The organism is Nocardia australiensis (assembly GCF_020733705.1).
GTDB lineage: Bacteria > Actinomycetota > Actinomycetes > Mycobacteriales > Mycobacteriaceae > Nocardia > Nocardia australiensis.
Window position 1 is genome coordinate 849,624 of sequence record NZ_JAJFZM010000001.1, and the last position, 21,661, is coordinate 871,284.

Genomic DNA, 21,661 nt, shown 5'->3' on the forward strand with positions numbered 1-21,661 from the left:
GTGAGAGGCAAATTGTCACTTGGCGATAACGCTGGGTAAATGCGCCGCAACCGGCGATCGCCATGATCGAGGGCATGACAGATGCGGCGACGAGTTCGGCGGGCACCGTCGCAACGGCGTGCTCGTACTGCGGAGTGGGCTGCGGCATCACGGTGCGGACACGCGCCGACGAGACCGGTGCGCCGGTCATCGCCAAGGTCAGCGGCGACAAGCTGCACCCGACAAATGCGGGCAGGTTGTGCACCAAGGGCGCTACGCACCTGGAATTGATGCGGACACCGGGACGGATGGAGACCGCCTACCGGCGACCCGAACGTGACCGGACACCGGTTCCCGTCCCGGTCGACGACGCCGTGGGTGAGGCGGCGGCACGCCTGCGCGCCATTCTCGACGAGCACGGCCCGGACGCGATCGCACTGTATGTCTCCGGGCAGATGTCGCTCGAAGCGCAGTACCTGGCGACCAAGCTGGCCAAGGGATATCTGCGGACAACCCATATCGAGGCCAATTCACGACTGTGCATGGCCAGCGCCGGGACGGGATATAAGCAGTCGCTCGGCGCCGATGGTCCGCCCGGGTCCTATGACGATTTCGAGCACGCCGACCTGTTCTTCGTGATCGGCGCGAATATGGCCGACTGTCATCCGATTCTGTATCTGCGGATGGCCGACCGGCTCGAGACGGGCGCGAAGCTGATCGTTGTCGATCCACGACGCACCGATACCGCGGCACGGGCCGATCTGTTCCTGCAGATCGCGCCAGGAACCGATCTGGCCTTATTGAACGGGCTACTGCATCTGCTCGTCGAAAACGGTGATATCGACGCCGATTTCATTGCCGAGCACACGCAGGGCTGGGTAGGAATGCCCGAGTTCCTCGCCGACTGTCCGCCGCGAACGGTCGCCGAGCTCACCGGACTCGCCGAGAAAGATATCCGCACCGCGGCGCGCTGGATCGGCGAGGCAGGCGAATGGATGTCGCTGTGGACGATGGGGCTCAACCAGTCCACGCACGGTACCTGGAACACCAACGCGATCTGCAACCTGCACCTGGCCACGGGCGCCATCGGCCGTCCCGGGAGTGGACCGTTCTCGCTCACCGGCCAGCCGAATGCGATGGGCGGGCGCGAAATGGGCTACATGGGCCCCGGGCTACCCGGGCAGCGCAGTGTGCTCTCCCCCGCCGACCGCGCCTTCGTCGAAACCGCGTGGGGTGTCGCGCCCGGCACGCTGCGTACCGAGGCTGGGCCGGGCACCATCGAAATGTTCCGCGAGATGGCCGCGGGCAAGATCAAAGCCGCGTGGATCATCTGCACCAATCCCGTTGCCACAGTGGCCAATCGGAAGACGGTGATCGCCGGACTGGAGGCGGCCGAGTTGGTGATCGCCCAGGACACGTACACCGAGACAGCCACCAATTCCTACGCCGACCTGCTGCTGCCCGCGACCCTGTGGGCGGAAGCCGATGCGGTGATGGTGAATTCGGAACGCAATGTCACGCTGTTGCAGCGCTCGCTCGACCCGGCTGGTGAGGCCCGGCCGGACTGGCTGCTTATCGCGCAAATCGCGACCGCCATGGGTTTCGACGGATTCGAATTCGGCTCCAGCGCGGCGGTGTTCGACGAAATACGGCAATTCACCAATCCGGCAACCGGATACGACCTGCGTGGCATGAGTTATGACCGGCTGCGAGAAGGGCCGATGCAGTGGCCGTGCGCCGAGCCCGACCAGCCACGTAATCCGATCCGCTACCTGAACGACGGTGTCAGCCAGGAACTTTTCGTTGACGACGCGGGCAACCGACCCCGGCTGGCGTTCGCGACACCGAGCCGCCGCGCCGCGTTCTGGCCGCGTCCGCATATGCCTGCCGAGGAAATGCCCGACGACGACTACCCGTTCATGCTCAATACCGGTCGGCTGCAACATCAGTGGCACACCATGACCAAGACAAGCAAGATCGAGAAGCTCGCCAAACTGAATAGGCAGCCGTTCATCGAGTTGCACCCGGATGACGCGCACCGCCTCGGCATCGCGGGCGACAATCAGGTCGAGATCGCGTCGCGGCGTGGACGCGCGGTGCTGCCCGCACGGATCAGCGACCGGGTGCGGCCGGGCGATTGTTTCGCACCGTTTCACTGGAATGACGAGCAAGGCGAATATCTGACCATCAACGCGGTCACCAATGACGCCGTCGACCCCGCGTCGTTGCAGCCGGAGTTCAAAGCATGCGCGGTGTCGTTACGCCTGGTCGCGCCGATGCCGAAGCACCGAACAGCGGGTGCGCCGAAAGCGCCGGTCATGGCCGGATCCCCGGGTGCGCCAGCGATATTCGGCGCTGGGACCGCGCACCCATTGGCGGTCATGCTCGGACTCGAAAGCGGTATAGCGCCGACGCTGAGCGAGGCGGAGCGGATATATCTCGCTGGGTATCTCTCGGCGCTGCAATCGTTTCCGGTGGCGAAGCTGCCCGTGCTGCCCGAAACGGCACCGTTGACATCGAACGCCAGACTCTGGATCGATGGGCTGCTCGCGGGCTTCTATTCGCGCGCGACGGCCGCGGCAACCGCCGACGGTGCCGCTGCCGAGTCGGCGGCACCGCCCGTCACGGTGTTGTGGGCTTCCCAAACCGGAGCCGCCGAGGAATTCGCCGCGACCGCGGCGCAACGGCTCATCGACAACGGTTTCAGCGCACGGCTACTCGATATGGACTCGTGTGAACTCGACGAGTTGACCGGCGACGTCCTGGTCATCAGCAGCACCTTCGGTGACGGCGGACCACCGGACAATGGCACCGACTTCTGGCATCGGCTGACCGACAGCGCAGCGCGGCTAACGGGCCTGCGGTACGCGGTATTCGCGCTCGGCGATTCCTCTTATGACGACTTCTGCGGCCACGGCCGCAAACTGGACGCGAAGCTGACCGAACGCGGTGGCACGCGCCTGCTGCCACGCGTCGACAACGAACCCGACTACGAGGAATCCGCCACGCGCTGGCTCGACGAGGTGCTGGCTGTCCTCAGTGGCGGTTCCGACACTGCCGGTTCCGACACTGCCGGGACCGAAGCCGGCCCGGATGATTCCGTGATCCGGCCGCGCACCACAGCCGGCCCGAGTAGCAATACCACGGTCGCGATCCGCGCGGCCGCACCAGCACTTGGCCGTAACCGCCGCTCGGCACCGGCACCGTTCACCCGCAGTGCTCCGACCGCCGTCGCACTGGTGCGCAACGAGGTGCTCTCGCACACCACCGCATCGAAGGAAGTACGCCAATTCGGCTTCGACCTGCGCGGTTTGGCAGCCGCCTATGAGGTCGGCGATTCGCTAGGGGTGTGGCCGGCGAACTGCGAGTCGATGGTCGCCGAATGGCTCGATGCCACCGGGTTGGACGGACGTCGCATCATAGAGGTCGACGACCAGGAACTCCCGCTCGCCCAGGCCATGCGTACCAGGTACGACATTACGAAGGTCAGCCACGATCTGCTGAGCTTCATTGCCGAACACAATCCGAACAACCAGCTCGCAAAGCTGCTGCGCCGCGATAATCGCAACGAACTCGACAATTACCTGTGGGACCGGCAGGTGGTCGATGTGCTGCGCGACTTCCCGGTGCGCGCCGATCTGGTCGAATGGCTCGCCACCTTGAAAAAGCTACAGCCGCGCCAGTATTCGATCTCATCGAGTCCGCTGGTGAGCCCGGATGAGGTGCAGCTCACTGTCGGGGTCGTCCGTTACGGAGACCCAGCGGCCACCGGATCAGCGGCACGGCGCGGCGGGGTGTGCTCGACCTTCCTCGCCGACCGTGTCGGCGATCAGGATGCCGCGGTGCCAATCTTCCTACAGCGCGCACCGCATTTCCGGCCACCGCTCGACCCTTCCGCGTCGATGATCATGGTCGGTCCGGGTACCGGCATCGCGCCGTTCCGCGGCTTTCTGCAGGAACGCCGGGCACTTGGCTGCACCGGCCGCAACTGGCTGTTCTTCGGCGACCAGCACGCCGCCCAGAACTTCTACTATCGTGCCGAACTGGAGGACATGTTCCGCTCAGGTTTCCTTACCCGACTGGATCTCGCGTTCTCCCGCGATCAGCGCGAGCGAATCTACGTGCAGCACCGCATGATCGAGCACGGGGCCGAGCTGTGGTCCTGGCTGCGCGATGGCGGATATTTCTATGTCTGCGGTGACGCGCCCCGCATGGCGGAGGACGTCGACGAGGCGCTGCTGCGGATCGCGCGGATCCACGGCAAGCTCGACGAGGACGGCGCCTTGGCGTTCAAGAAGCAGTTGGTCGCCGAAAAACGTTACGTCCGAGACGTTTACTGAGACGGCCCGGCCGAGTGGTCGATTTCGCTTACACGGCAGACGGATTCAGCCAGACGAAATCCGGGAGCCGGTAGTACGCGTCCCTAAGAGTCGTTGGTGCCGTAGGCGCCGTGGAGTTCCCTACCGAGCCCAGGCAGGATCGCGGCCGGTGACGCGATCCAGCACCGGGGCATCGGCCGGTGCCGCGACAACCGGACCGAAGAGGCCGGGGGTGCCCTCGGTGGCGGCTTGCCGAAACGCCTCGGTCAGACCGATCACATGGACGAGCAGGGCGCGCACGGTGGACTCCCCGCACGGTGTCGCGCCGAGGAGCTGGTCCTCGGTGATAGCGCTGACGACTGTTTCGAATGCGATTACGGCGGGGGCGAAATCGAAGTTCGGAAGCATCGGGTCTCCTGGGTGACGGGAACCTCCACAGTTGAGACGATGCGACGACGCGCAACTTATCGACCCTGCCGGGAGACGGGCGAAGTGGATCACCGCGGGTTGCCGCATCGCGCACGGCGGAGCATGCTCGGGGTTGGTAATCACATGCCGGATGCGCCAGCGGAGAGGAGCGAACGAATGGCCGATCGCAGCACACCCCGCAGTACCGGTGAGGTCCCGGAAGCCGACCTCGCCGAGCAGTCCATCCCGGCCTACCCCGACGATGACACCGACGAGCAGGAACTCGCCGCCGCAGTCGACCGGGAAGCGTCGAGCGCGAACCTGGCCGATGTGGTCGAACAGTCGATTCCGGTGCCGCTCGACGACGACCGCGAGGTCGACACCGCGACGTGACCGATTACGCGCTGGGACCGAGCGTCATGGCGCTATTTTGGCGCGCACCGTGGCGTGCAATTCGCGCAGACTCGACCGCTCGGTGACCACCTCGAGCACCCGGGTGCCGTGCGCGTGCCCGGTCAACTCCTCGGCCAGCAGATCCGGATCGACCTGCCGATGCGGAATGCGGTAAGCGGCGCACAGGGCGGCCAGGTCCATGCCGTGCGGCGTGCCGAACACCCGCTCGAATACCCCGGCGTACTGCGGATCCCCCTGCTCGAGCAGCTCGAAAATACCGCCGCCGTCGTCGTTGGCGACCACGATGGTGAGGTCGGCGGGACGCGGTTCGCCACGGCCGATCAACAGGCCGGAAGCGTCGTGCAAGAAGGTGAGGTCGCCCATCAACGCGATGGTGCGTCCGTCGTGATGCAGCGCCGCGCCGACCGCTGCGGATACGGTGCCATCGATGCCGGCGACGCCGCGATTGGACAGCACCCGAACCCCGGGCCGTGGACGCGAGACGAGAGCCGCGTCGCGGACCGGATTGGACGCGCCGAGCAATAACTGATCGCCCGCGCGCAGTGCGTCCATCACGACAGCCGCGACATGCAGGCCGGTCGGCTTCGGGTGCACGGCGAGTTCCGCCCTGACCACCTCGTTGGCCAGCGCGTCGAGCTCGCGGCAGTGCTCGAGCCATTCGGCGCGCGGCGCACCGGCGGGCACCGCCCTGGTGCCGGTGCCGACGACGTTGCCGGATACGTCAGGCCAGCGCGGACCGGTGGTGAGCGCGTACACCGTCACCTCGGGATCGGCGAGCACGTTGGCGACCTGCCGATGCAGCGTCGGACGGCCGGTGATGATGGCCTGACGCGGCTTCAGCAGCGGCAATGCCAGTGGATGCAGCGAAGGGCCGTGCATGGGCGCGGTGGGTTCCGCGACGGTCGGAAGCTGCGCCAATTCCGGTCGCGGCCCGGCACCGTGCCCGGAAATGACGACGGTGTCGGGAGTCAGATCGAGGTCGAGGGGCACATCGAGCGTGGCGTACTGGGTGAGCGTCCACGCCTGGCCGCCATCGCGTCCAAGCGGCGCCGATTCGTTCGACGCGAGGTCGGGTATCAGCGGCTCTCGCAATGGAATATCGAATTGCACCGGGCCCGCATTGCCGGAGCGGGTGCCGCGCGCCGCGGCGAGCACCCGGCAGACCGCTGAGCGCCACAGGCTGTTCTGGTGCACGTAGGGCGGGCAATCGGCGGGCTCTGCTTCGTGCTCGGCGAGTCCGAGGCTGATAGTCGCGCGAACCTGACTGCCGAACAGGCCGACCTGCTCTACGGTCTGGTTGGCGCCCGAGCCGAGCATCTCGTAGGGCCGGTTGGCGCTGAGCACCACCAGCGGCAGCCGCGCGTAATTAGCCTCGAGCACAGCGGGGCCGAGATTGGCCACCGCGGTCCCCGAGGTCATCACCACGGGCACCGGCAGACCGCTGGCGGCCGCGAGCCCGATCGCGAGGAAACCCGCGGTTCGCTCGTCGATGCGCATATGCAGCCGGATCCGCCCGGCCGCGTCGGCGGCCTGCAGGGCGAAAGCCAGCGGCGCATTGCGTGAGCCGGGGCACAGGACGACCTCCCGCACACCTCCGCGCGCGAGTTCGTCGACAACGACTTGCGCCTGCGCTGTTGACGGGTTCACGACTCCAGCCTCCCAGACAGTGCACCTGCCGTCTGCGTCACCCTGCTCACATCGACGCGGGCAGCTACGGAATATGCCGCCCGCGTCCACCACCGGACGCGGGCGGCGCGGATGCGTCGCACGTCGGCCGCCTCGTCTCACCGAGACCCGGCCGTCGCGCGACGCGCAGCCGAAATCAGTTGGCGTGCCGCTGAACCAGATCTCCGAGCCGCGGCAGCGCCTCGATGACATTCTTCTTCGCCGAGGAACGCATCGAGGAGTAGACCTTGCGCAACGCCGGGCGGGTCGACGCCTCGGCACGCTGGTCGGTCACCACAAGCAAAGCCTCGGCGACCTCGTCGGACTTGGCGACGAGCAGATCGGCGAACTGGCCCGATCCGGCCGCCGTGTACTCCTGCCAGAACGGCTCGAGTTGCGCGACGAGCTTGGGCGCCAACGACTCCAGTGCGTCCGGCACGATCGACGGACTGATCTTCTTGACCGCCGCGTAGCCGCCCTTGACGGCCAGGCCAGACGCACCACCCTTGTCCGACACCTCGGCGTCCAGAACCTCCTTGGCGTCAGCCAGGAAGGCTGGGCGCTTGGTGTCGTCGAGCAGGGATTCAGACAGTGCTGCAACCACTTTCAGGTTCCTCCGGAATCAATGTCGATGAACGAGCGGTGGCAACTATACGCACCGGTGCGAGAGGTCACACGACGCTCGTCCGGTCACGGCTGCCACGGCAGCAGTTGCACCATCAATCCTTCGCAATCCGCGAGCACAATGTCCTGCTCATCGACCAATTCGGCGGTGATGAAGGTCTTACGTCCTTCGATACGGTCAACGCGGCCGCGCACGGTCAGCGGCGTCTCGAGCGGTGTGATCTGTCGGTAGTTCACGTGTAGGTACGCCGTGCGACTGATCGGCCTGCCCGCATAGTGCACGATCATGCCGAGCAGATCGTCGAACAGCAGTGGCAGCACGCCGCCGTGTGCCGCGCCGTTGCCACCGAGATGGAAGCGACGGAACTCACCGCTCATCTGAATGCCGTTGGGCCCGGCTTCGGCCACCCGCCACGGGAGCAGCAAAAGGCTGCCGCGCCCGGGCAATTCGACGGCCCGGCCCGCCGGTCCCTGCTGTTCGGGCGCGCGGTAGGGCTCGAGCAGTTCGATCAACTGCTGAGCCCGTGCGAGCGCTTCGGCATACACCTCGTCGTCGGCGTCGACGGAAACCGCGAGGTCCTGCAGGGTTCGCATCGCCGCGACGAACGGCCCGAAATTGGCACCGACCCGCGCAGGCGAGACCTTCGGAAATCCCCCGTGCTTCTCGTACCGGGCTTCATCCACCGCACTCCGGTCGATGACCGGCCTCACTCGCTCGCTCATACATGCACGGTAACGCGTAGTTTTACACCGTCAAGTCGAACGATTCCGAACCCGGAACATGGGCCGGGGCGAAGACGGGTCAGCTCCGGACAATAATCACAGACGTGACGTTCAATCCGAAGCTGTGGCGGCCCGTTCCAGGGTTCGAGAACCTGACCGACATCACCTACCACCGGCATATCGAACAGGGCACCGTGCGAGTCGCTTTCGATCGCCCGGAGGTACGCAATGCGTTCCGGCCGAATTCCGTAGACGAGCTCTACCGCGCGCTCGACCACGCCAGGATGACTTCCGACGTCGGCGCCGTGCTGCTCACCGGCAACGGACCCAGCCCGAAGGACGGCGGATGGGCCTTCTGCTCCGGCGGCGACCAGCGCATCCGTGGACGCAGCGGTTACCAGTACGCCAGCGGCGAGACCTCGGACACGGTGGACCAGGCGCGCGCCGGGCGGCTGCACATTCTCGAGGTACAGCGGCTGATCCGGTTCATGCCGAAGGTGGTCATCGCGCTGGTCAACGGCTGGGCCGCGGGCGGCGGTCACAGCCTGCACGTGGTCTGCGACCTCACCTTGGCCAGCCGCGAACACGCCATGTTCAAGCAGACCGACGCGGACGTCGGCAGCTTCGACGGCGGTTACGGCAGTGCCTACCTGGCCAAAATGGTCGGACAGAAATTCGCCAGGGAGATCTTCTTTCTCGGCCGTCCCTACACCGCCGAGGAAATGCATCAGATGGGCGCGGTGAACAAGGTCGTCGATCACGCGGAACTGGAAACCGTCGCGCTGGAATGGACCGCGGACATCAACGGCAAATCTCCACAAGCCCAGCGCATGCTGAAATACGCGTTCAACCTTGCCGACGACGGTCTGGTCGGACAACAATTGTTCGCGGGCGAGGCGACCCGAATGGCCTACATGACCGACGAGGCCATCGAGGGCCGCGACGCGTTTCTGGAAAAGCGCGAGCCGGACTGGTCCCCCTACCCCAGGTACTTCTGATGGACATTCTGAGCAGCCGAATAGTCCTGCGGCCGGCAAACCACGCCGAGACGCTCGCGTTCTATCGGGACACGCTCGAACTGGCCCCCGCGCGCGAGTACCCGGGCGGCACCGTCTTCTTCGCTGGACAGTCGCTGGTGGAGGTCGCCGCGCACGGCGGAACCGGCGATTCGACGTCCTTCTCGGGCGCGATCTGGCTCCAGGTACGCGACGTTTCGACCGCGGCGGTCGAGCTGGCGTTGAAGGGCATCCCGATCGACCGGGCACCGGCGCGCGAGCCGTGGGGACTGATCGAGATGTGGATCCACGACCCGGACGGGGTACCCATCGTGCTGGTCGAGGTGCCGCAAGACCATCCGATCCGAAGGGATTCGCGCTGGTCACCGGACTGAGCCCGGCGTAATCGGCGGCGCTTGGCCGCAGGCCCGAGTTGCCAATGCCGAGCCCGGCGAGGACGATAGCGCTCGGATGGCCGCCCGACCGCCGATGTCCGGGTATTGCCGCTATATACCCGTCCGACGAATGAATCGCAGTCACGATGCCTGGCGTACCCGAGCCCCATTTTTTCGGCGCGACCACACCTGCCGCGTTGACCCACAGCAAACCGACCCGTTCCGCGTTCGGTGGCGCGGACGTGACACGATCGCAGTCGTGAGTACCACCCTGCGGACCCTGCCGATGCCTTCCGGATCCCGGGTCGGCGACGTGCTGCCCCATTTGCGGGAAGCGTTGGAGGGCAACGGCCCCGCATGGCTGCCCATTCCGACCAGCGACCGTCGCGAAGCACAGCGCCTCAGTGACGTGCTCTCGCCGGGCGAACCGATCGAGGACGGCGTCGCACTCGTGGTGACCACCTCCGGCACCACCGGTGTGCCGAAGGGCGCGCTGCTCGGCGCGTCCGCCCTGCTGGCCAGCGGCGCCGCCACCCACGACTACCTCGGCGGTCCGGGCAGCTGGCTGCTGGCGCTGCCGACACATCACATCGCGGGCCTACAGGTGCTGCTGCGCAGTATCCAGGCGGGCACCGAACCCACCGTGCTCGACGTATCGGGCGGCTTTCTGCCCGAGGCACTGGCCGGTGCCGTATCGAGCATGCGCGGACCGCGCAGATACACCGCCCTGGTGCCGACCCAGTTGGTCAAGGCGCTCGATGCCCCCTCGGCGGCCGCCGCGCTCGCGGAATTGGATGCGGTACTCGTCGGTGGCGCGGCGACCCCGCCGCTGCTGTACGAACGCGCGAAGGCTGCCGGTATCAACGTTGTTCGCACCTATGGGATGAGCGAAACCTGCGGTGGTTGCGTCTACGACGGAGTCCCGCTCGCAGGGACGCGGGTGCGCATCGAGGATGGTCGTGTACTGCTCGGCGGCGACATGATCGCCATGGGTTATCGCAATCAGCCCGATCATCCCGCGTTCGCCGAACCGGGCTGGTTCCGCACCGACGACGCGGGCACTTTCGAAAACGGTGTGCTGAGCATCAGTGGCCGACTCGACGAGGCGATCATGACCGGCGGGCTGCTGGTCATCCCACAGGTGGTCGAGGCCGTGCTCGGCACCCATCCCGCGATCAGTGAATGCGTGGTGCTCGGCCTGCCGGATGAGCGATTGGGCCAGCGCGTGGCGGTCGCGGTGGTACCGACCCCCGGGACCACCCCCACCCTCGAGGAACTGCGCGATCATGTCGTGCGTGAGTTGGACGCCATCGCGGCGCCGCGTGAATTGGCGTTGCTCGACGAGCTGCCGCTGATCGGACCGGGCAAACCGAACCGCGCCGAACTGCTGTCCCGCCTCTGCGCGTCTTAAGGCTGGTCCGCCTCTCCGAGTCTTAAAGCCAGACTCGAGGGCGTTTTGCGGTGGCGTTGGCGGGCGGCGGTTGGATGGTGGGTGAGTTAGCCGGTGCCCGGTGAGTTACCCATGTGCTTGCGAAATCAGTTGTTGCGTTCTTTGGGCATGGAGCATGTGAGGCACCCGCAAGTACGGGTGCCATCGTTGTGCAAGGGCTGTGCAAGAGGGGAGGTTCACAGTTTTATGCATGACTTCATTTGCACCCACTTCAGCACTCGCCGTCGAGGCAGACGAGCTGGTCAAGGTGTTCGGGGAACAGCGCGCTGTGGACGGTGTCAGCCTGGCGGTGCCGCAGGGCGCGGTGTACGGCGTGCTCGGCCCGAACGGCGCGGGCAAGACCACGACCATCAAGATGCTGGCCACCCTGCTACGCCCGGATGGCGGTAGCGCCCGCATCTTCGGACGCGACGTCGTCGCCGAACCGACGGCCGTTCGGTCGCTGGTCGGCGTCACCGGGCAGTACGCCTCGGTCGACGAGGATCTCTCCGCGACCGAGAATCTGATCGTCTTCTCCCGGCTACTGGGCCTGAGCCGGATCGACTCCCGGCGCAAGACCATCGAACTGCTCGAGGAGTTCGACCTCACCGAAGCGGCGAGCAAGCCGCTGAAGAACTTCTCCGGTGGCATGCGAAGACGCCTCGATCTAGCCGCCAGCCTGATCGCGACGCCGCCGCTACTGTTCCTCGACGAGCCGACCACCGGCCTCGATCCGCGCACCCGCGCCCAGATGTGGGAGACCATCCGGCGTCTGGTCCGCGAGGGCGCGACGGTGCTGCTCACCACGCAATACCTCGACGAGGCCGATCAGCTGGCCGACCGGATCGCCGTCATCGACCACGGCCGGGTGATCGCCGATGGCACCGCCGACGAACTCAAGGCGTCGGTCGGTGGCTCGTCACTACACCTGACCCTTGTCGATCGGGCACAGCTCGAAAAGGCCCGGCGCATCGTCAGCGACTTCCTCGGCGCCGATGCCCAGATCACCCCCGAGGCGGGGCGGCTCACCGCGCCACTCGAGGACGCGGGTATGACCGCCGATCTGCTGATTCGCCTGCGCGAGTGGGAGATCGCGATCGACGAGATCACCGTCAGCAAGCCGAGCCTCGACGAGGTCTTCCTTACCATCACCGGCCACCCGGCCGAAGACGACAACGATTCCGAACGGAGCGCGGCATGACCACCCTCACCGCACAGGACCCGGGTAAGGCCGAGGCCGCGCGCCACGCCGCCCCCTTCGCGATCCCTGAGGTCAGCAATAGAATCAGCCTCCGGCAGACCGCGGCGACCTCGCTCACCATGGCCTACCGCGGCATCCTGAAAATCAAGCACAATCCCGAGCAACTGTTCGATGTGACGATTCAGCCGATCCTGTTCACCGCGCTGTTCGCCTACATTTTCGGCGGTGCCATCGGCGGCAGCGTTTCGAACTATCTACCGACCTTGATCCCCGGCATCCTGGTGCAAACCGTGGTCCTGACTTCGGTCGTGACCGGCACCCAGTTGCGCGAGGATATGGACAAGGGCGTCTTCGACCGGTTCAAATCCCTTCCCATCGCCCGCATTTCGCCGCTGGCGGGTGCGCTGATCGCCGATATGGTCCGCTATATCCTGGCGACGACACTGACTGTCCTGGTCGGCCTTGCCATCGGATACCGCCCCCAGGGCGGCGTCGGCGGCGTCGTTGTCGCCGGTGTGGTCATCGTGATCTGCTCATTCGCGATCAGCTGGATCTGGGCGCTGGTCGGCGTAACCGGCAAGAGTGCCGCGGGCGTGCAGGGCATTTCGATGATGGTGATGTTCCCGCTGACGTTCATGTCCGGCGCATTCGCACTCACCAGCACCATGCCGGGCTGGCTGCAAGCGATCAACCACGTGAACCCCGTGTACTACATGGTGAACGTGGCCCGGGCGTTGATGAACGGCAATGCCTATGGCAGCGACCTGATCTACTCGCTGGTCGGTGCGGTCGTCGTGGTCGCGATTTTCGCTCCGCTGAGCATCAAGGCGTACATGCGCCGAGCGTGAGTCGATATGACTGCGAAGCGAATGCCGTGGTGGGTGACTACTGGTCCCCCACCACGGCTTTCGTTTGCGCGGTCCCGACCTCATACAGCAGATCGATGATTCGCTGCGCCGCGTCGATTCGCCGCATCGGTGCCACTCGGGATATCGCCTCGTCGATCGGCTCGGCTCCGAGAGCCGCGCGGTGTAAATCAAGGTGGCGCTGCCATTCCATCGAGGGATAGTCCTGTCGGGCAGCAACCTTCAAGGCAAGCGCGAGTAGCTCGAAACCGACATCCAGCCGTTTGCCGGTGGCAAGGTGATACGAACCGACCGCGAACCCGGCCGAACCGATCTGCGGCAGATCGAAGTACTGCTGAAGTCGATCTGCCGCAACCCCCGCCAATTCGTGCACGAGGCCGACCGCCGACGCCGCGTGGCCGTGCAGGACATGGGCACCCACGATCGCGCTCGCGAGAATCAAGTTGCCTGGTCCCGGTGCTAGGTTCTCTGTGGGCCAGCCGTGCAATTCGAGAGCCCGATAGTAGTACCCCATTCCGGCATCGAAATCGCCCTCGGCGAGTTCCAGTTCCGCCACCCCGGCCACAATTCCCGCCAGCCGTGGATTGCGCCGGATGGACGGGTCATCGACCGGCCAGAGACGCACCGGATCGGCATCCGGGGCCCCCACCGCGGCGTCGAGTTCCGCCCGCGCCTGCGCGAACTGCCCGGACCCGGTCAGCGAAACCACAAGGTAACCACGCATTTCCAGCATTTCCTCATGGGCACGCAATTCCGACAGCATGTCCACGGCCCGGCGGTAGTACTGCACTGCGGCGGTGTAATGCGCGGTCTGCCCGTGCAATTGGCCCAGATGCTGGCTCACCATCGAGGTGCCCCATGGGTCGCGGTTCTCCACAATCTTCAACACGCTCAGCGCATCCCGAGTGGAGCCGAACACTCGGCCGGAATTCTCGTACGCATTCATTCGCAGGAAAAGTGCCGCCGTACGGACCTCGTCCTCGGACGAACGCGTCCCTTCGGCGAACAGCCTTGCCATCGTGACACCGGATGGCTTGGCGCACAGCACCACGCCGAGGAATCGAATCCCGGCGTTGAAATCGGCACCGGTGGCGAGCAATCGGCGGGCGCGAGCTCGCACCGTCGCGATCGTGCGCGAGGCAGGGCCGAGGAACAGCCCGTGCAAGCCGATCAACAGGTGTGAAAGCATTTGCAGATCGGCAACCGTGCCACGCGCCGGTTGTCGTTCGGGCGGCAGCTCCATGACTCGGCGCGCCCAGACGACCAACTCCGGGTGCGCACCACGCATCACCCACAGCGTCGCGACCACCGGGTACACCCGGTACACGGTGCCCGCGTCCCGGCGTTCGATGCTGTAGCGCAGCACCGCAACCAGATTGTCCAGATCGGCGGCCGTCGACAGCACCGCGGGAATCTGCGCGCCGGCCTGATAACGCCGCACCGTGGTGACCGAGAAATCGCGTGCCCATCGCGTCATCCGATGCAGCACCAGCGCACCCTCATCGACTACGCCCGGAACACCAGCTACCGCTTCGGTTTTGGCGAGCGCGAGCTGTTCCTCACCGAATTCCCGGACAGTTTCCAGCATTCGGTAGCGGATTCCGATGGTGCCGTCATCCTCCTCGAGCACCGTGAGCAGCGACTGTGCGACCAACCCGTCCACGGCGGCGGCTACATCGTCGACCTCCGGTCCACCGGCAACGGTTTCCGCGGCGGTGAGGGTGAAACCCGCTGGCATCCGGCACATTCGGCGCAGGGTCACCTGCTGTGGTCCGTCGAGCAGGTTCCAGCTCCAGGCGATCACCGCGTGCAGGGTTCGGTGCCGCTCGGGTGAGGAACGGTCGCCGCTGCGCAGCAGTGCGAATCGGTCCCCGAGCCGGGATTCGATCTCTTCGACACTCATCGTGCGTACGCGTGCGGCAGCCAACTCGATGGCCAGCGGCAAACCGTCGAGGGTGCCGCAGAGTCTGGCGACGACCACTGGATCGAGCCGCACCGCCGGGCGAACCGCACGAGCCCTGGCCATGAACAGGTCGGTGGCGGGTGATCCCGCGGCGTCGATCGCCAAGGGTGACAACGGGTATACCGTCTCGGCGGTGATGGCCAGCGGCGCCCGGCTGGTGGTCAAAACGGTGAGCTGATCACAGCTGCCGACCAAATCGGCGACGACCTCGGCGACCGCGTCGATCAAATGTTCGCAGTTGTCCAGGATCAGCAGCATCGCCCGCGCCGCGAGCGCATCCTGTAGCCGTCGGCCCGCGACGACGCGCTGTCCAGGGCCTATCCGGACCGGCTCCAGGACGGTCTCGCCCAATCCGAGCGTAACGCTGATCGCGGACTCGACATCCGAACGAGCGTCAGAAGCGGCGTCGGGGCGCACCGACGCCAATTCGACCATCACCACCGGCATACCGCGCGCGACCCGAGCCCCCAACTCGTTTGCCACCCTGGTCTTCCCGGTGCCGCCGGGACCGAGCACGGTCGTCACCCGGGAGCGGTGCAGCAGTTGCTCCAGGGCGGCCAGGTCGGCGACGCGACCGAGCAGCGCATTGGGGGCCGCGCGCAATCCGATCGCCTGCGCGGCACCGGGCCTCGCATCCGAATCCACCACCCGCGCGTCTGAATTCGTCGCCGCAACGTTGACGACGCTGTCCGAGCCGGTCGCGTCGATCGGATCGCCGCGCAGAATCGCGGTATTCAATGCCACGAGTGCCGCCCCCGGATCCACCCCGAGTTCGTTCACCAGCCTTGCCCGAATGGATGCGAACACATCCAGGGCCTCGTTCGAGCGGCCCGCCGCGACAAGCAGCCGCATCAGCGTGGCATGAACGCCCTCACCCAATGGATTCGCCGCCGCGCTCCGCCGCGTGAGCGCCGCCGCGCCGTCGAGGTCACCACCGGCAACCCGGGCCGCCACTTCGATGGTCGACAACTCGGCAAGCCGCCATGCGGCGGCGGTCCCCAGTTCGTCGGCCAACTCTCCGGCAGGCAGATCCGCGCCGGGTTCGCCGCGCCACAGCGATCTGGCCCGCGCGATCATGGCCAGCGCGCCGGCGTGGTCGCCATCGGCCTGAAGTTTCCGCGCCGCGCGCACCAATTCGTCGGCCAGCGTCAGATCGACCTGATCGCCGGGCAGAATGAGCCGGTAGCCTGCGGGCCCGATCTCCAGCGCACCGTCAGGCAGCGCGGCCCGAAGCCGCGATACCTGGGTATGCAGCGCGTTCATCGGCGCGCGTGGCGGCTGCTCGCCCCATACGTCATCGATGAGCGCCTGCGCGCTGCGGCTACGGCCCGGCCGCAGGGCCAGCGCCGCGAGCAGCAGTCGTGACCTGGCACCGGGTAACGCCGCTAGCGCCCCATTACGGCGAAGTGCGACCTCACCCAGCAGGGCCACGACGACCGATTCGCCTGTGGGTGTCGTCAGGCTTGGACTATGGCCACTCGGGCCGCTGTGATCGGGAAACATGCCGTGGTCATCGTATGCGAGGGGTGTCGTACCGGTCGTCATGGTTTTTTCATCCCCGCCCCGGCCGATGGGTCGCCTACGCTGAGCGTATGGCTGAGTTCGAAGTAGTTCGGCAGGCCGTCATCGCGGCCGAGCCGTCGCGCATTCACGAGTTGATCGACGATTTCCACGAGTGGATCAAATGGTCGCCGTGGGAGGATCTCGATCCGCAGTTGCAGCGGGCCTACAAGGGGCCGCAGGCGGGCGTCGGCGCGCAATATACCTGGGACGGGAATCGCAAGGCCGGGCGCGGCAGCATGGAGATCATGTCCAGCGACGATCGCGAAATCGGCATCCGCATCGCCTTCGAGAAACCGTTCCGGGCCACCAACCAGGCCACCTTCGAGCTGAAACCGGTCGAGGCGGTCACCGGAAGGCAGCCGAGTACCGAGGTGGTGTGGCGGATGACCGGCCAGCAGCAGGGAATCATGGCGCTGTTCGGGAAGGTGATGTCGATGGACAAGTTGATCGGCAAGGACTTCGAGAAGGGACTCGGTCGGCTCAAGGCCGTCGCCGAAGCCCAGACGGCCTGATCGACGGGTGCGCATTAGGCTGCGGGAATGGCTACAGCAGCGCAATGGATCGAGGGCGCACGGCCCCGCACCCTGCCGAACGCGATCGCCCCGGTGTTCGCCGGAACCGGTGCCGCCGCGTCCATCGATGGCGCGGTGTGGTGGAAAGCCGTGCTCGCGTTGCTGGTTTCGCTGGCACTGATCGTCGGGGTGAACTACGCCAACGACTATTCCGACGGTATCCGAGGGACCGACGACGAGCGGGTGGGCCCGCTGCGGCTGGTCGGCTCGAAACTGGCGTCGGCGACGGCGGTCAAGAATGCCGCGATCATCAGCCTGGCCGTCGGCGCGGTGTTCGGCCTGGTACTCGTCGTTCTGACCGCCTGGTGGCTGATTCTGATCGGCGCGGCCTGCCTGGCCGGCGCCTGGTTCTACACCGGTGGCAGTAAGCCCTACGGCTACAACGGATTCGGTGAGATCGCGGTCTTCGTATTCTTCGGCCTGATCGGCGTGCTCGGCACCGAATTCGTGCAGGCCGAACGGATTGATTGGGCCGGGCTGGTGCTCGCCGTCGCCGTCGGCGCGTTCTCCAGCGCGGTACTGGTCGCCAATAATCTGCGTGACATCCCGACAGATACCGAATCCGGAAAGGTCACGCTCGCGGTAAAACTCGGCGATCCCCGGACCAGGACGCTGCACCTGATCATGCTGGCGATCCCATTCCTCGCCACCCTGACCCTGGTGGTGCGGACCCCATGGGCGCTGGTCGGCCTGCTCGCCGTACCGCTCGCGGTCCGCGCCAACGCCCCGGTCCGTTCCGGGAGGGGCGGCCTGGAACTGATTCCGGCCCTGCGCGATTCGGGCCTGGCCCTGCTCGTGTGGTCGGCCGTGACCGCCCTCGGGCTCGGGCTGGCCGGTTAGTCGTCGCCGTCGGGGACCAGAATGCCGAGCACCCAGTTCACCAGCCAGATAATGATGCCGCCCCAGACCGCGGCCCAGAAGCCGTCGATGCGCAGGCCGTATTCGGTGGCCTCGGAGATCTTCGCGGTGAGCCACAGCATCAGCGCGTTGATGACCAGCAGAAACAGGCCGAGCGTCACGATCACCAGCGGGAGCGACAGCAGCTTCACGATCGGCTTGACGAACGCGTTCACCAGCGTGAATACCGCCGCGAGGGCGAGCAGGGTCACGATCTTGCCGCCGGTGCCATTGTCGTCGGGACTGAAAAGATAAATCTTGTCGACCCAGGTAGCGGCCAGCCAGATGGCCACCCCGTTGATGATCAACCGAATCAGAAGCTGCATGAGGCAATGCTAAGCCCGCGCGGGCGGGCATGCGCGGGCTCGGAACGCGAATCGCCCGCTCACGCATGCCCGCTCGCTCATGCCGCACGGTCGAGCAGCGCGTGCACCCGCGGGCGTAGATCGGCGATCGAGTCCGATCCACCGAGGATGCGGGTGGTGGTCTCATTGGGGGCACGCAGGACACCGAGCAGCAGATGTCCGGACTCGATGGTCTTGTCCTTGCGCGCGAGCGCCTCCCGCAGGGCCAGTTCGACCACCTTCTTCGCGTCCTTGGTGAACGGAATGTGGCCGAAATTACCACCACCGCGGCCCCGGCCGAAGGGCCCACGCCGCTGTTCGGGCACCGCGCGCTCGAGCGCGTCCTCGCCGAAGGTAGCCTCCAAACTCCCCCGCACGGCGTCGAGATCGATGCCGATCGAGCGAAGCGCCTCCGTGTCCTCGGCTCCGAGCGGCTCGCCCCTGCCCTGCTGATCGAGCTTTTTCAACACGCCCGTATGGGTGATCCCGGCATCGGCGAGCATGGTCTTCAGCTCCGGCTCACCCTGGGAAATGATGCCGAGCAGAACGTGCTCCACCTCGATACTCGGTGAGCGCATTTCGCGGGCGTCTTCCTGGGCGATGACGATCACCGTGCGTGCTGTCCTGCTGAACCGTTCGAACATCAGCTGTTCCTGCCTCTCCGGCTGTATTTATGGTGGACCGCCTGCTTGCTGACCTCGAGCGCCTCCGCGATCGCCTGCCACGACCAGCCCTGTTCGCGAGCATTGGCCACCTGGATCGCTTCCAGACGTTCGAGCAGCCGACGCAGCGCGAGCACCGCACGCAACCCGACCCTGGGGTCGGGACTGCCGGCGGCGGCCGCCAATGTGGTTGCTTCAGTCATGCCGTCAATTTTTATTGACGACAGATCAATTGTCAATGAAAATTGACACCCAGTTATCCGGTCCAACTTCCAGTAGCCGCGAACTTCGAAAGCACGGCCTGCGCCCCGGCCAGGCTGATGTCTTGTGCCGCGACCCAGTCGTCGTTGAAATACGTTCCGGCATAACGATCCCCGCCGTCGCACAGCAGCGTCACCACGCTGCCGGTGCGTCCCGCGGCGATCATTTCGGCGATAAGAGCGAACGCGCCCCACAGGTTGGTGCCGGTGGAACCACCTACGCGGCGACCGATCACCGTGCTCGCGTGACGGGCGGCGGCGATGGATCCGGCATCGGGGACCTCGATCATGCGGTCGACGACCTGGCCGACGAACGACGGTTCGACGCGCGGCCGGCCGATGCCCTCGATCCGCGAGGGCATTCCGGTCTCATAACCCGAGTCGCCGGTCTCGTAGCCGCCGTAGAAGGCGGAATTCTCGGGGTCGACCACGGCCAGTTTCGTCGCGTGCCTGCGGTAACGGATGTAGCGGCCGATGGTGGCGCTGGTACCGCCGGTGCCCGCACCGACAACAATCCACTCCGGCACCGGGCAGGTCTCCAGAGTCATTTGCTCGAAAATGGATTCGGCGATGTTGTTATTACCGCGCCAGTCCGTGGCGCGCTCGGCATGGGTGAACTGATCCATATAGTGGCCACCGCACTCGGCCGCCAGCCGCACGGCCTCGGTGTACATATCCGGTGGCCGCTGCACGAAATGACAACTGCCGCCTTGCGCTTCGATGAGCGCGATCTTCTGCGGCGAGGTACTCGCGGGCATCACCGCGACGAAATCCAGGCCGAGCAGCTTCGCGAAATACGCCTCGCTGACCGCGGTCGACCCCGACGAGGCCTCTACCACGGTTGTGCCCTCGGCGACCCAGCCATTGCAAATCGCGTACAGGAAAAGGGATCTGGCGAGCCGATGCTTGAGACTGCCTGTGATGTGGGTCGATTCGTCCTTCAGATACAGCTGGACGTTCCACTCGGCGGGCAATGGATAGCGCAGCAGATGCGTATCCGCGCTGCGCTGGGTGTCGGCGTCGATCAATCGGACCGCGTTATCCACCCAATCGCGTGGGACGCTGCGATCGCATTGCTTCACGCCGATGGCCCCTGCTCGTCGCCGCGCAACCTGGCCCGCAACCGCGCCTTGTCCTGGCGGCGTTTCTCGTCAACGACCGCGATGTCCTGGTTGACCCGGGTGCGCAGCTTCTTGAATAGCGTCAGCGATAGTGGCATCGCCAATAGCAGCGCGAACAACGCGGCAACCACGAGCGGAATATCCACTGACACCAAACGGGCGATCGCGATGATCACCACCGTGAGGACGACAACCAACGCCAGCCTGGCGAGGCTGTACAGCGCCAGATTGCGGGCCAGCCGCCGGCCTACCCGTGCGGGTTGCTGTCCTGGTGCACCTTCCGGTGGAGTTGCGTCACTCACGTCAGCCAGCCTATGCGAAGCGGTTTTCCCGGCCCGGGCGATACCTCACGCCGCAGCGCTCGAGCGGTATCCGTTTTGTCCATTACTTACCCTTTACCAACTGTAGGTGGTTCGACTACGTAGGGGTCGCAGTGCGACGATGGCGCCACTGATGAGGGACTGTCGAGAACGGAGAGGTTTGCTATGACTGCGATCACCGTCAGCGGCCAGGACGCCCTGCTGACGCCGGGCCAAGTTGCCGCCATGTTCCACGTCGATCCGAAGACCGTTACCCGCTGGGCTCACGCCGGGCGCCTCGGCTCGCTACGCACGCCGGGCGGACACCGCAGGTTCCGTGAGTCCGAGGTGCTGCAACTACTCAGGTCGCTGACCACCGAGGCCACCGCGCACTGATTCGCAGGCCCGGCATTCGAAGGAGGCCGCGGACACCTCGTCAGAGGAATTTCGGGTCCGCGGTGTCCGAAGCCCAGGTACCCGGCTACGCTCGTTAGCAGGAGGTGAGCGACGTGACGTACCTGTTGGCACTCATCGCGGTCGTGGCTGTCGCGGTTTTGTGCTGGAAAGCGTTCGGCCCGGAAAAGTCCGCCGGACCGACCACCCCAACCACCCGTTTACCGCTGCGTCATTCATCGCAACGCAAGCCGATCAAGGGTCCCGACGACGACCCTGAATTCCTCTGGCGCCTCTCGCACCAGCATCGCGACGGCGACTCGGGTCCCACCGAGCGCTGACTACCGCTCGATGGCGTCGCCACGCGACGGCAGCCCCTCCTTGACGCGAAGACGGTTCGCGACCATCGCCAAATATTGCTGCGCCTCCAGCGACAACCCGGCGGCTGTGCGTGCCAGATTGCGCAGCCGACCGTCGTCGAGCTGCTCGATCACGCCATTGTCCGCGTCGACCACCGCAGCGGGCGGATAGGTGAAGTCATCGGCATCCACGTGTCCGTTCTCCCCTCA

Annotated in this window: 22 protein-coding genes; 11 read left to right on the forward strand and 11 right to left on the reverse strand. The window is 65.9% G+C overall.

Going from position 1 to position 21,661, the window contains the following annotated elements; genetic code table 11:
- Nucleotides 1–74: 74 nt before the first annotated feature.
- Entirely contained in the window at nucleotides 75–4,319 is a 4,245-nt protein-coding gene (locus tag LKE06_RS03735; RefSeq protein WP_227997203.1) for a bifunctional nitrate reductase/sulfite reductase flavoprotein subunit alpha, read from the forward strand.
- A 120-nt stretch (nucleotides 4,320–4,439) separates the two neighbouring features.
- On the opposite strand, the gene LKE06_RS03740 is transcribed toward LKE06_RS03735, so the two are convergent.
- Complete coding sequence (locus LKE06_RS03740) at nucleotides 4,440–4,706, reverse strand: maleylpyruvate isomerase N-terminal domain-containing protein (RefSeq protein WP_227997204.1); 267 nt, start codon at nucleotides 4,704–4,706, stop codon at nucleotides 4,440–4,442.
- A 177-nt stretch (nucleotides 4,707–4,883) separates the two neighbouring features.
- Here LKE06_RS03740 and LKE06_RS03745 point away from each other — a divergent pair, with 177 nt between their 5' ends.
- Nucleotides 4,884–5,099 (forward strand): Rv3202a family protein, encoded by a 216-nt coding sequence (locus LKE06_RS03745; RefSeq protein ID WP_227997205.1) that lies wholly within the window; start codon nucleotides 4,884–4,886, stop codon nucleotides 5,097–5,099.
- 24 nt (nucleotides 5,100–5,123) lie between these two features.
- On the opposite strand, the gene menD is transcribed toward LKE06_RS03745, so the two are convergent.
- From menD to LKE06_RS03760, 3 genes are all read right to left on the reverse strand, one after another.
- Nucleotides 5,124–6,767, reverse strand: coding sequence for a 2-succinyl-5-enolpyruvyl-6-hydroxy-3-cyclohexene-1-carboxylic-acid synthase (gene menD, locus LKE06_RS03750; RefSeq protein ID WP_227997206.1), 1,644 nt, complete (start codon nucleotides 6,765–6,767; stop codon nucleotides 5,124–5,126).
- A 175-nt stretch (nucleotides 6,768–6,942) separates the two neighbouring features.
- Nucleotides 6,943–7,389 (reverse strand): DUF6918 family protein, encoded by a 447-nt coding sequence (locus LKE06_RS03755; protein WP_227997207.1) that lies wholly within the window; start codon nucleotides 7,387–7,389, stop codon nucleotides 6,943–6,945.
- An 86-nt stretch (nucleotides 7,390–7,475) separates the two neighbouring features.
- On the reverse strand, nucleotides 7,476–8,132 hold the full coding sequence (locus LKE06_RS03760; protein ID WP_227997208.1) for a PaaI family thioesterase: 657 nt from the start codon (nucleotides 8,130–8,132) through the stop codon (nucleotides 7,476–7,478).
- A 104-nt stretch (nucleotides 8,133–8,236) separates the two neighbouring features.
- Here LKE06_RS03760 and LKE06_RS03765 point away from each other — a divergent pair, with 104 nt between their 5' ends.
- The 5 genes from LKE06_RS03765 (at nucleotide 8,237) to LKE06_RS03785 (ending at nucleotide 13,000) form a co-directional block, all read left to right on the forward strand.
- A complete protein-coding gene (locus LKE06_RS03765; RefSeq protein WP_227997209.1) occupies nucleotides 8,237–9,130 on the forward strand; it encodes a 1,4-dihydroxy-2-naphthoyl-CoA synthase in 894 nt (297 codons plus the stop codon).
- Nucleotides 9,130–9,522, forward strand: a complete 393-nt coding sequence (locus LKE06_RS03770; RefSeq protein ID WP_227997210.1) for a VOC family protein — start codon at nucleotides 9,130–9,132, stop codon at nucleotides 9,520–9,522. Before LKE06_RS03765 ends, LKE06_RS03770 begins: the two co-directional genes overlap by 1 nt.
- Nucleotides 9,523–9,808: 286 nt before the next feature.
- Entirely contained in the window at nucleotides 9,809–10,933 is a 1,125-nt protein-coding gene (menE, locus tag LKE06_RS03775) for an o-succinylbenzoate--CoA ligase (protein ID WP_227999267.1), read from the forward strand.
- A gap of 229 nt (nucleotides 10,934–11,162) precedes the next feature.
- Nucleotides 11,163–12,152: an ATP-binding cassette domain-containing protein gene (locus LKE06_RS03780; RefSeq protein WP_227997211.1), complete on the forward strand. Its 990-nt coding sequence runs from the start codon at nucleotides 11,163–11,165 to the stop codon at nucleotides 12,150–12,152.
- Entirely contained in the window at nucleotides 12,149–13,000 is an 852-nt protein-coding gene (locus LKE06_RS03785; protein WP_227997212.1) for an ABC transporter permease, read from the forward strand. The genes LKE06_RS03780 and LKE06_RS03785 overlap by 4 nt, the downstream gene beginning before the upstream one ends.
- Nucleotides 13,001–13,037: 37 nt before the next feature.
- Here the strand turns inward: LKE06_RS03785 and LKE06_RS03790 are convergent, their stop codons facing one another.
- Nucleotides 13,038–16,526 (reverse strand): AfsR/SARP family transcriptional regulator, encoded by a 3,489-nt coding sequence (locus LKE06_RS03790; protein WP_227997213.1) that lies wholly within the window; start codon nucleotides 16,524–16,526, stop codon nucleotides 13,038–13,040.
- A gap of 47 nt (nucleotides 16,527–16,573) precedes the next feature.
- Here LKE06_RS03790 and LKE06_RS03795 point away from each other — a divergent pair, with 47 nt between their 5' ends.
- Together LKE06_RS03795 and LKE06_RS03800 are read left to right on the forward strand one after the other, a co-directional pair.
- Nucleotides 16,574–17,056 carry an SRPBCC family protein gene (locus tag LKE06_RS03795; RefSeq protein WP_227997214.1) on the forward strand — a complete coding sequence of 161 codons (483 nt, stop codon included), beginning with the start codon at nucleotides 16,574–16,576 and terminating at the stop codon, nucleotides 17,054–17,056.
- Nucleotides 17,057–17,083: 27 nt separating this feature from the next.
- On the forward strand, nucleotides 17,084–17,956 hold the full coding sequence (locus LKE06_RS03800; RefSeq protein WP_227997215.1) for a 1,4-dihydroxy-2-naphthoate polyprenyltransferase: 873 nt from the start codon (nucleotides 17,084–17,086) through the stop codon (nucleotides 17,954–17,956).
- Here LKE06_RS03800 and LKE06_RS03805 read toward each other — a convergent pair.
- The 5 genes from LKE06_RS03805 to LKE06_RS03825 form a co-directional block, all read right to left on the reverse strand.
- Complete coding sequence (locus tag LKE06_RS03805; RefSeq protein WP_227997216.1) at nucleotides 17,953–18,339, reverse strand: phage holin family protein; 387 nt, start codon at nucleotides 18,337–18,339, stop codon at nucleotides 17,953–17,955. The two genes, LKE06_RS03800 and LKE06_RS03805, sit on opposite strands and share 4 nt — an antisense overlap.
- Before the next feature lie 77 nt (nucleotides 18,340–18,416).
- The gene (locus LKE06_RS03810; protein WP_227997217.1) at nucleotides 18,417–19,001 is read right to left on the reverse strand and encodes a Clp protease N-terminal domain-containing protein; all 585 of its coding nucleotides are present in this window, start codon (nucleotides 18,999–19,001) and stop codon (nucleotides 18,417–18,419) included.
- Nucleotides 19,001–19,222 carry a helix-turn-helix domain-containing protein gene (locus tag LKE06_RS03815; protein ID WP_227997218.1) on the reverse strand — a complete coding sequence of 74 codons (222 nt, stop codon included), beginning with the start codon at nucleotides 19,220–19,222 and terminating at the stop codon, nucleotides 19,001–19,003. Before LKE06_RS03815 ends, LKE06_RS03810 begins: the two co-directional genes overlap by 1 nt.
- A gap of 53 nt (nucleotides 19,223–19,275) precedes the next feature.
- Nucleotides 19,276–20,361: an L-cysteine desulfhydrase Cds1 gene (cds1, locus tag LKE06_RS03820; protein ID WP_227997219.1), complete on the reverse strand. Its 1,086-nt coding sequence runs from the start codon at nucleotides 20,359–20,361 to the stop codon at nucleotides 19,276–19,278.
- On the reverse strand, nucleotides 20,358–20,702 hold the full coding sequence (locus tag LKE06_RS03825) for a DUF4229 domain-containing protein (protein ID WP_227997220.1): 345 nt from the start codon (nucleotides 20,700–20,702) through the stop codon (nucleotides 20,358–20,360). The genes cds1 and LKE06_RS03825 overlap by 4 nt, the downstream gene beginning before the upstream one ends.
- 183 nt (nucleotides 20,703–20,885) lie before the next feature.
- On the opposite strand from LKE06_RS03825, the gene LKE06_RS03830 reads away from it, so the two are divergent.
- Together LKE06_RS03830 and LKE06_RS03835 are read left to right on the forward strand one after the other, a co-directional pair.
- On the forward strand, nucleotides 20,886–21,095 hold the full coding sequence (locus tag LKE06_RS03830) for a BldC family transcriptional regulator (protein ID WP_227997221.1): 210 nt from the start codon (nucleotides 20,886–20,888) through the stop codon (nucleotides 21,093–21,095).
- 113 nt (nucleotides 21,096–21,208) lie between these two features.
- Nucleotides 21,209–21,433, forward strand: coding sequence for a hypothetical protein (locus LKE06_RS03835; RefSeq protein WP_227997222.1), 225 nt, complete (start codon nucleotides 21,209–21,211; stop codon nucleotides 21,431–21,433).
- On the opposite strand, the gene LKE06_RS03840 is transcribed toward LKE06_RS03835, so the two are convergent.
- Complete coding sequence (locus tag LKE06_RS03840; protein WP_227997223.1) at nucleotides 21,434–21,643, reverse strand: hypothetical protein; 210 nt, start codon at nucleotides 21,641–21,643, stop codon at nucleotides 21,434–21,436. It lies immediately after the preceding gene.
- Nucleotides 21,644–21,661 lie beyond the last annotated feature (18 nt).

Coding starts and splice junctions, on each gene's coding strand:
- LKE06_RS03735 (WP_227997203.1), top strand. CDS start 75: ATGACAGATGCGGCGACGAGTTCGGCGGGCACCGTCGCAACGGCGTGC.
- LKE06_RS03740 (WP_227997204.1), bottom strand. CDS start 4,706: ATGCTTCCGAACTTCGATTTCGCCCCCGCCGTAATCGCATTCGAAACA.
- LKE06_RS03745 (WP_227997205.1), top strand. CDS start 4,884: ATGGCCGATCGCAGCACACCCCGCAGTACCGGTGAGGTCCCGGAAGCC.
- LKE06_RS03760 (WP_227997208.1), bottom strand. CDS start 8,132: ATGAGCGAGCGAGTGAGGCCGGTCATCGACCGGAGTGCGGTGGATGAA.
- LKE06_RS03770 (WP_227997210.1), top strand. CDS start 9,130: ATGGACATTCTGAGCAGCCGAATAGTCCTGCGGCCGGCAAACCACGCC.
- menE (WP_227999267.1), top strand. CDS start 9,809: ATGCCTTCCGGATCCCGGGTCGGCGACGTGCTGCCCCATTTGCGGGAA.
- LKE06_RS03780 (WP_227997211.1), top strand. CDS start 11,163: ATGACTTCATTTGCACCCACTTCAGCACTCGCCGTCGAGGCAGACGAG.
- LKE06_RS03785 (WP_227997212.1), top strand. CDS start 12,149: ATGACCACCCTCACCGCACAGGACCCGGGTAAGGCCGAGGCCGCGCGC.
- LKE06_RS03790 (WP_227997213.1), bottom strand. CDS start 16,526: ATGACGACCGGTACGACACCCCTCGCATACGATGACCACGGCATGTTT.
- LKE06_RS03795 (WP_227997214.1), top strand. CDS start 16,574: ATGGCTGAGTTCGAAGTAGTTCGGCAGGCCGTCATCGCGGCCGAGCCG.
- LKE06_RS03800 (WP_227997215.1), top strand. CDS start 17,084: ATGGCTACAGCAGCGCAATGGATCGAGGGCGCACGGCCCCGCACCCTG.
- LKE06_RS03805 (WP_227997216.1), bottom strand. CDS start 18,339: ATGCAGCTTCTGATTCGGTTGATCATCAACGGGGTGGCCATCTGGCTG.
- LKE06_RS03810 (WP_227997217.1), bottom strand. CDS start 19,001: ATGTTCGAACGGTTCAGCAGGACAGCACGCACGGTGATCGTCATCGCC.
- LKE06_RS03815 (WP_227997218.1), bottom strand. CDS start 19,222: ATGACTGAAGCAACCACATTGGCGGCCGCCGCCGGCAGTCCCGACCCC.
- LKE06_RS03830 (WP_227997221.1), top strand. CDS start 20,886: ATGACTGCGATCACCGTCAGCGGCCAGGACGCCCTGCTGACGCCGGGC.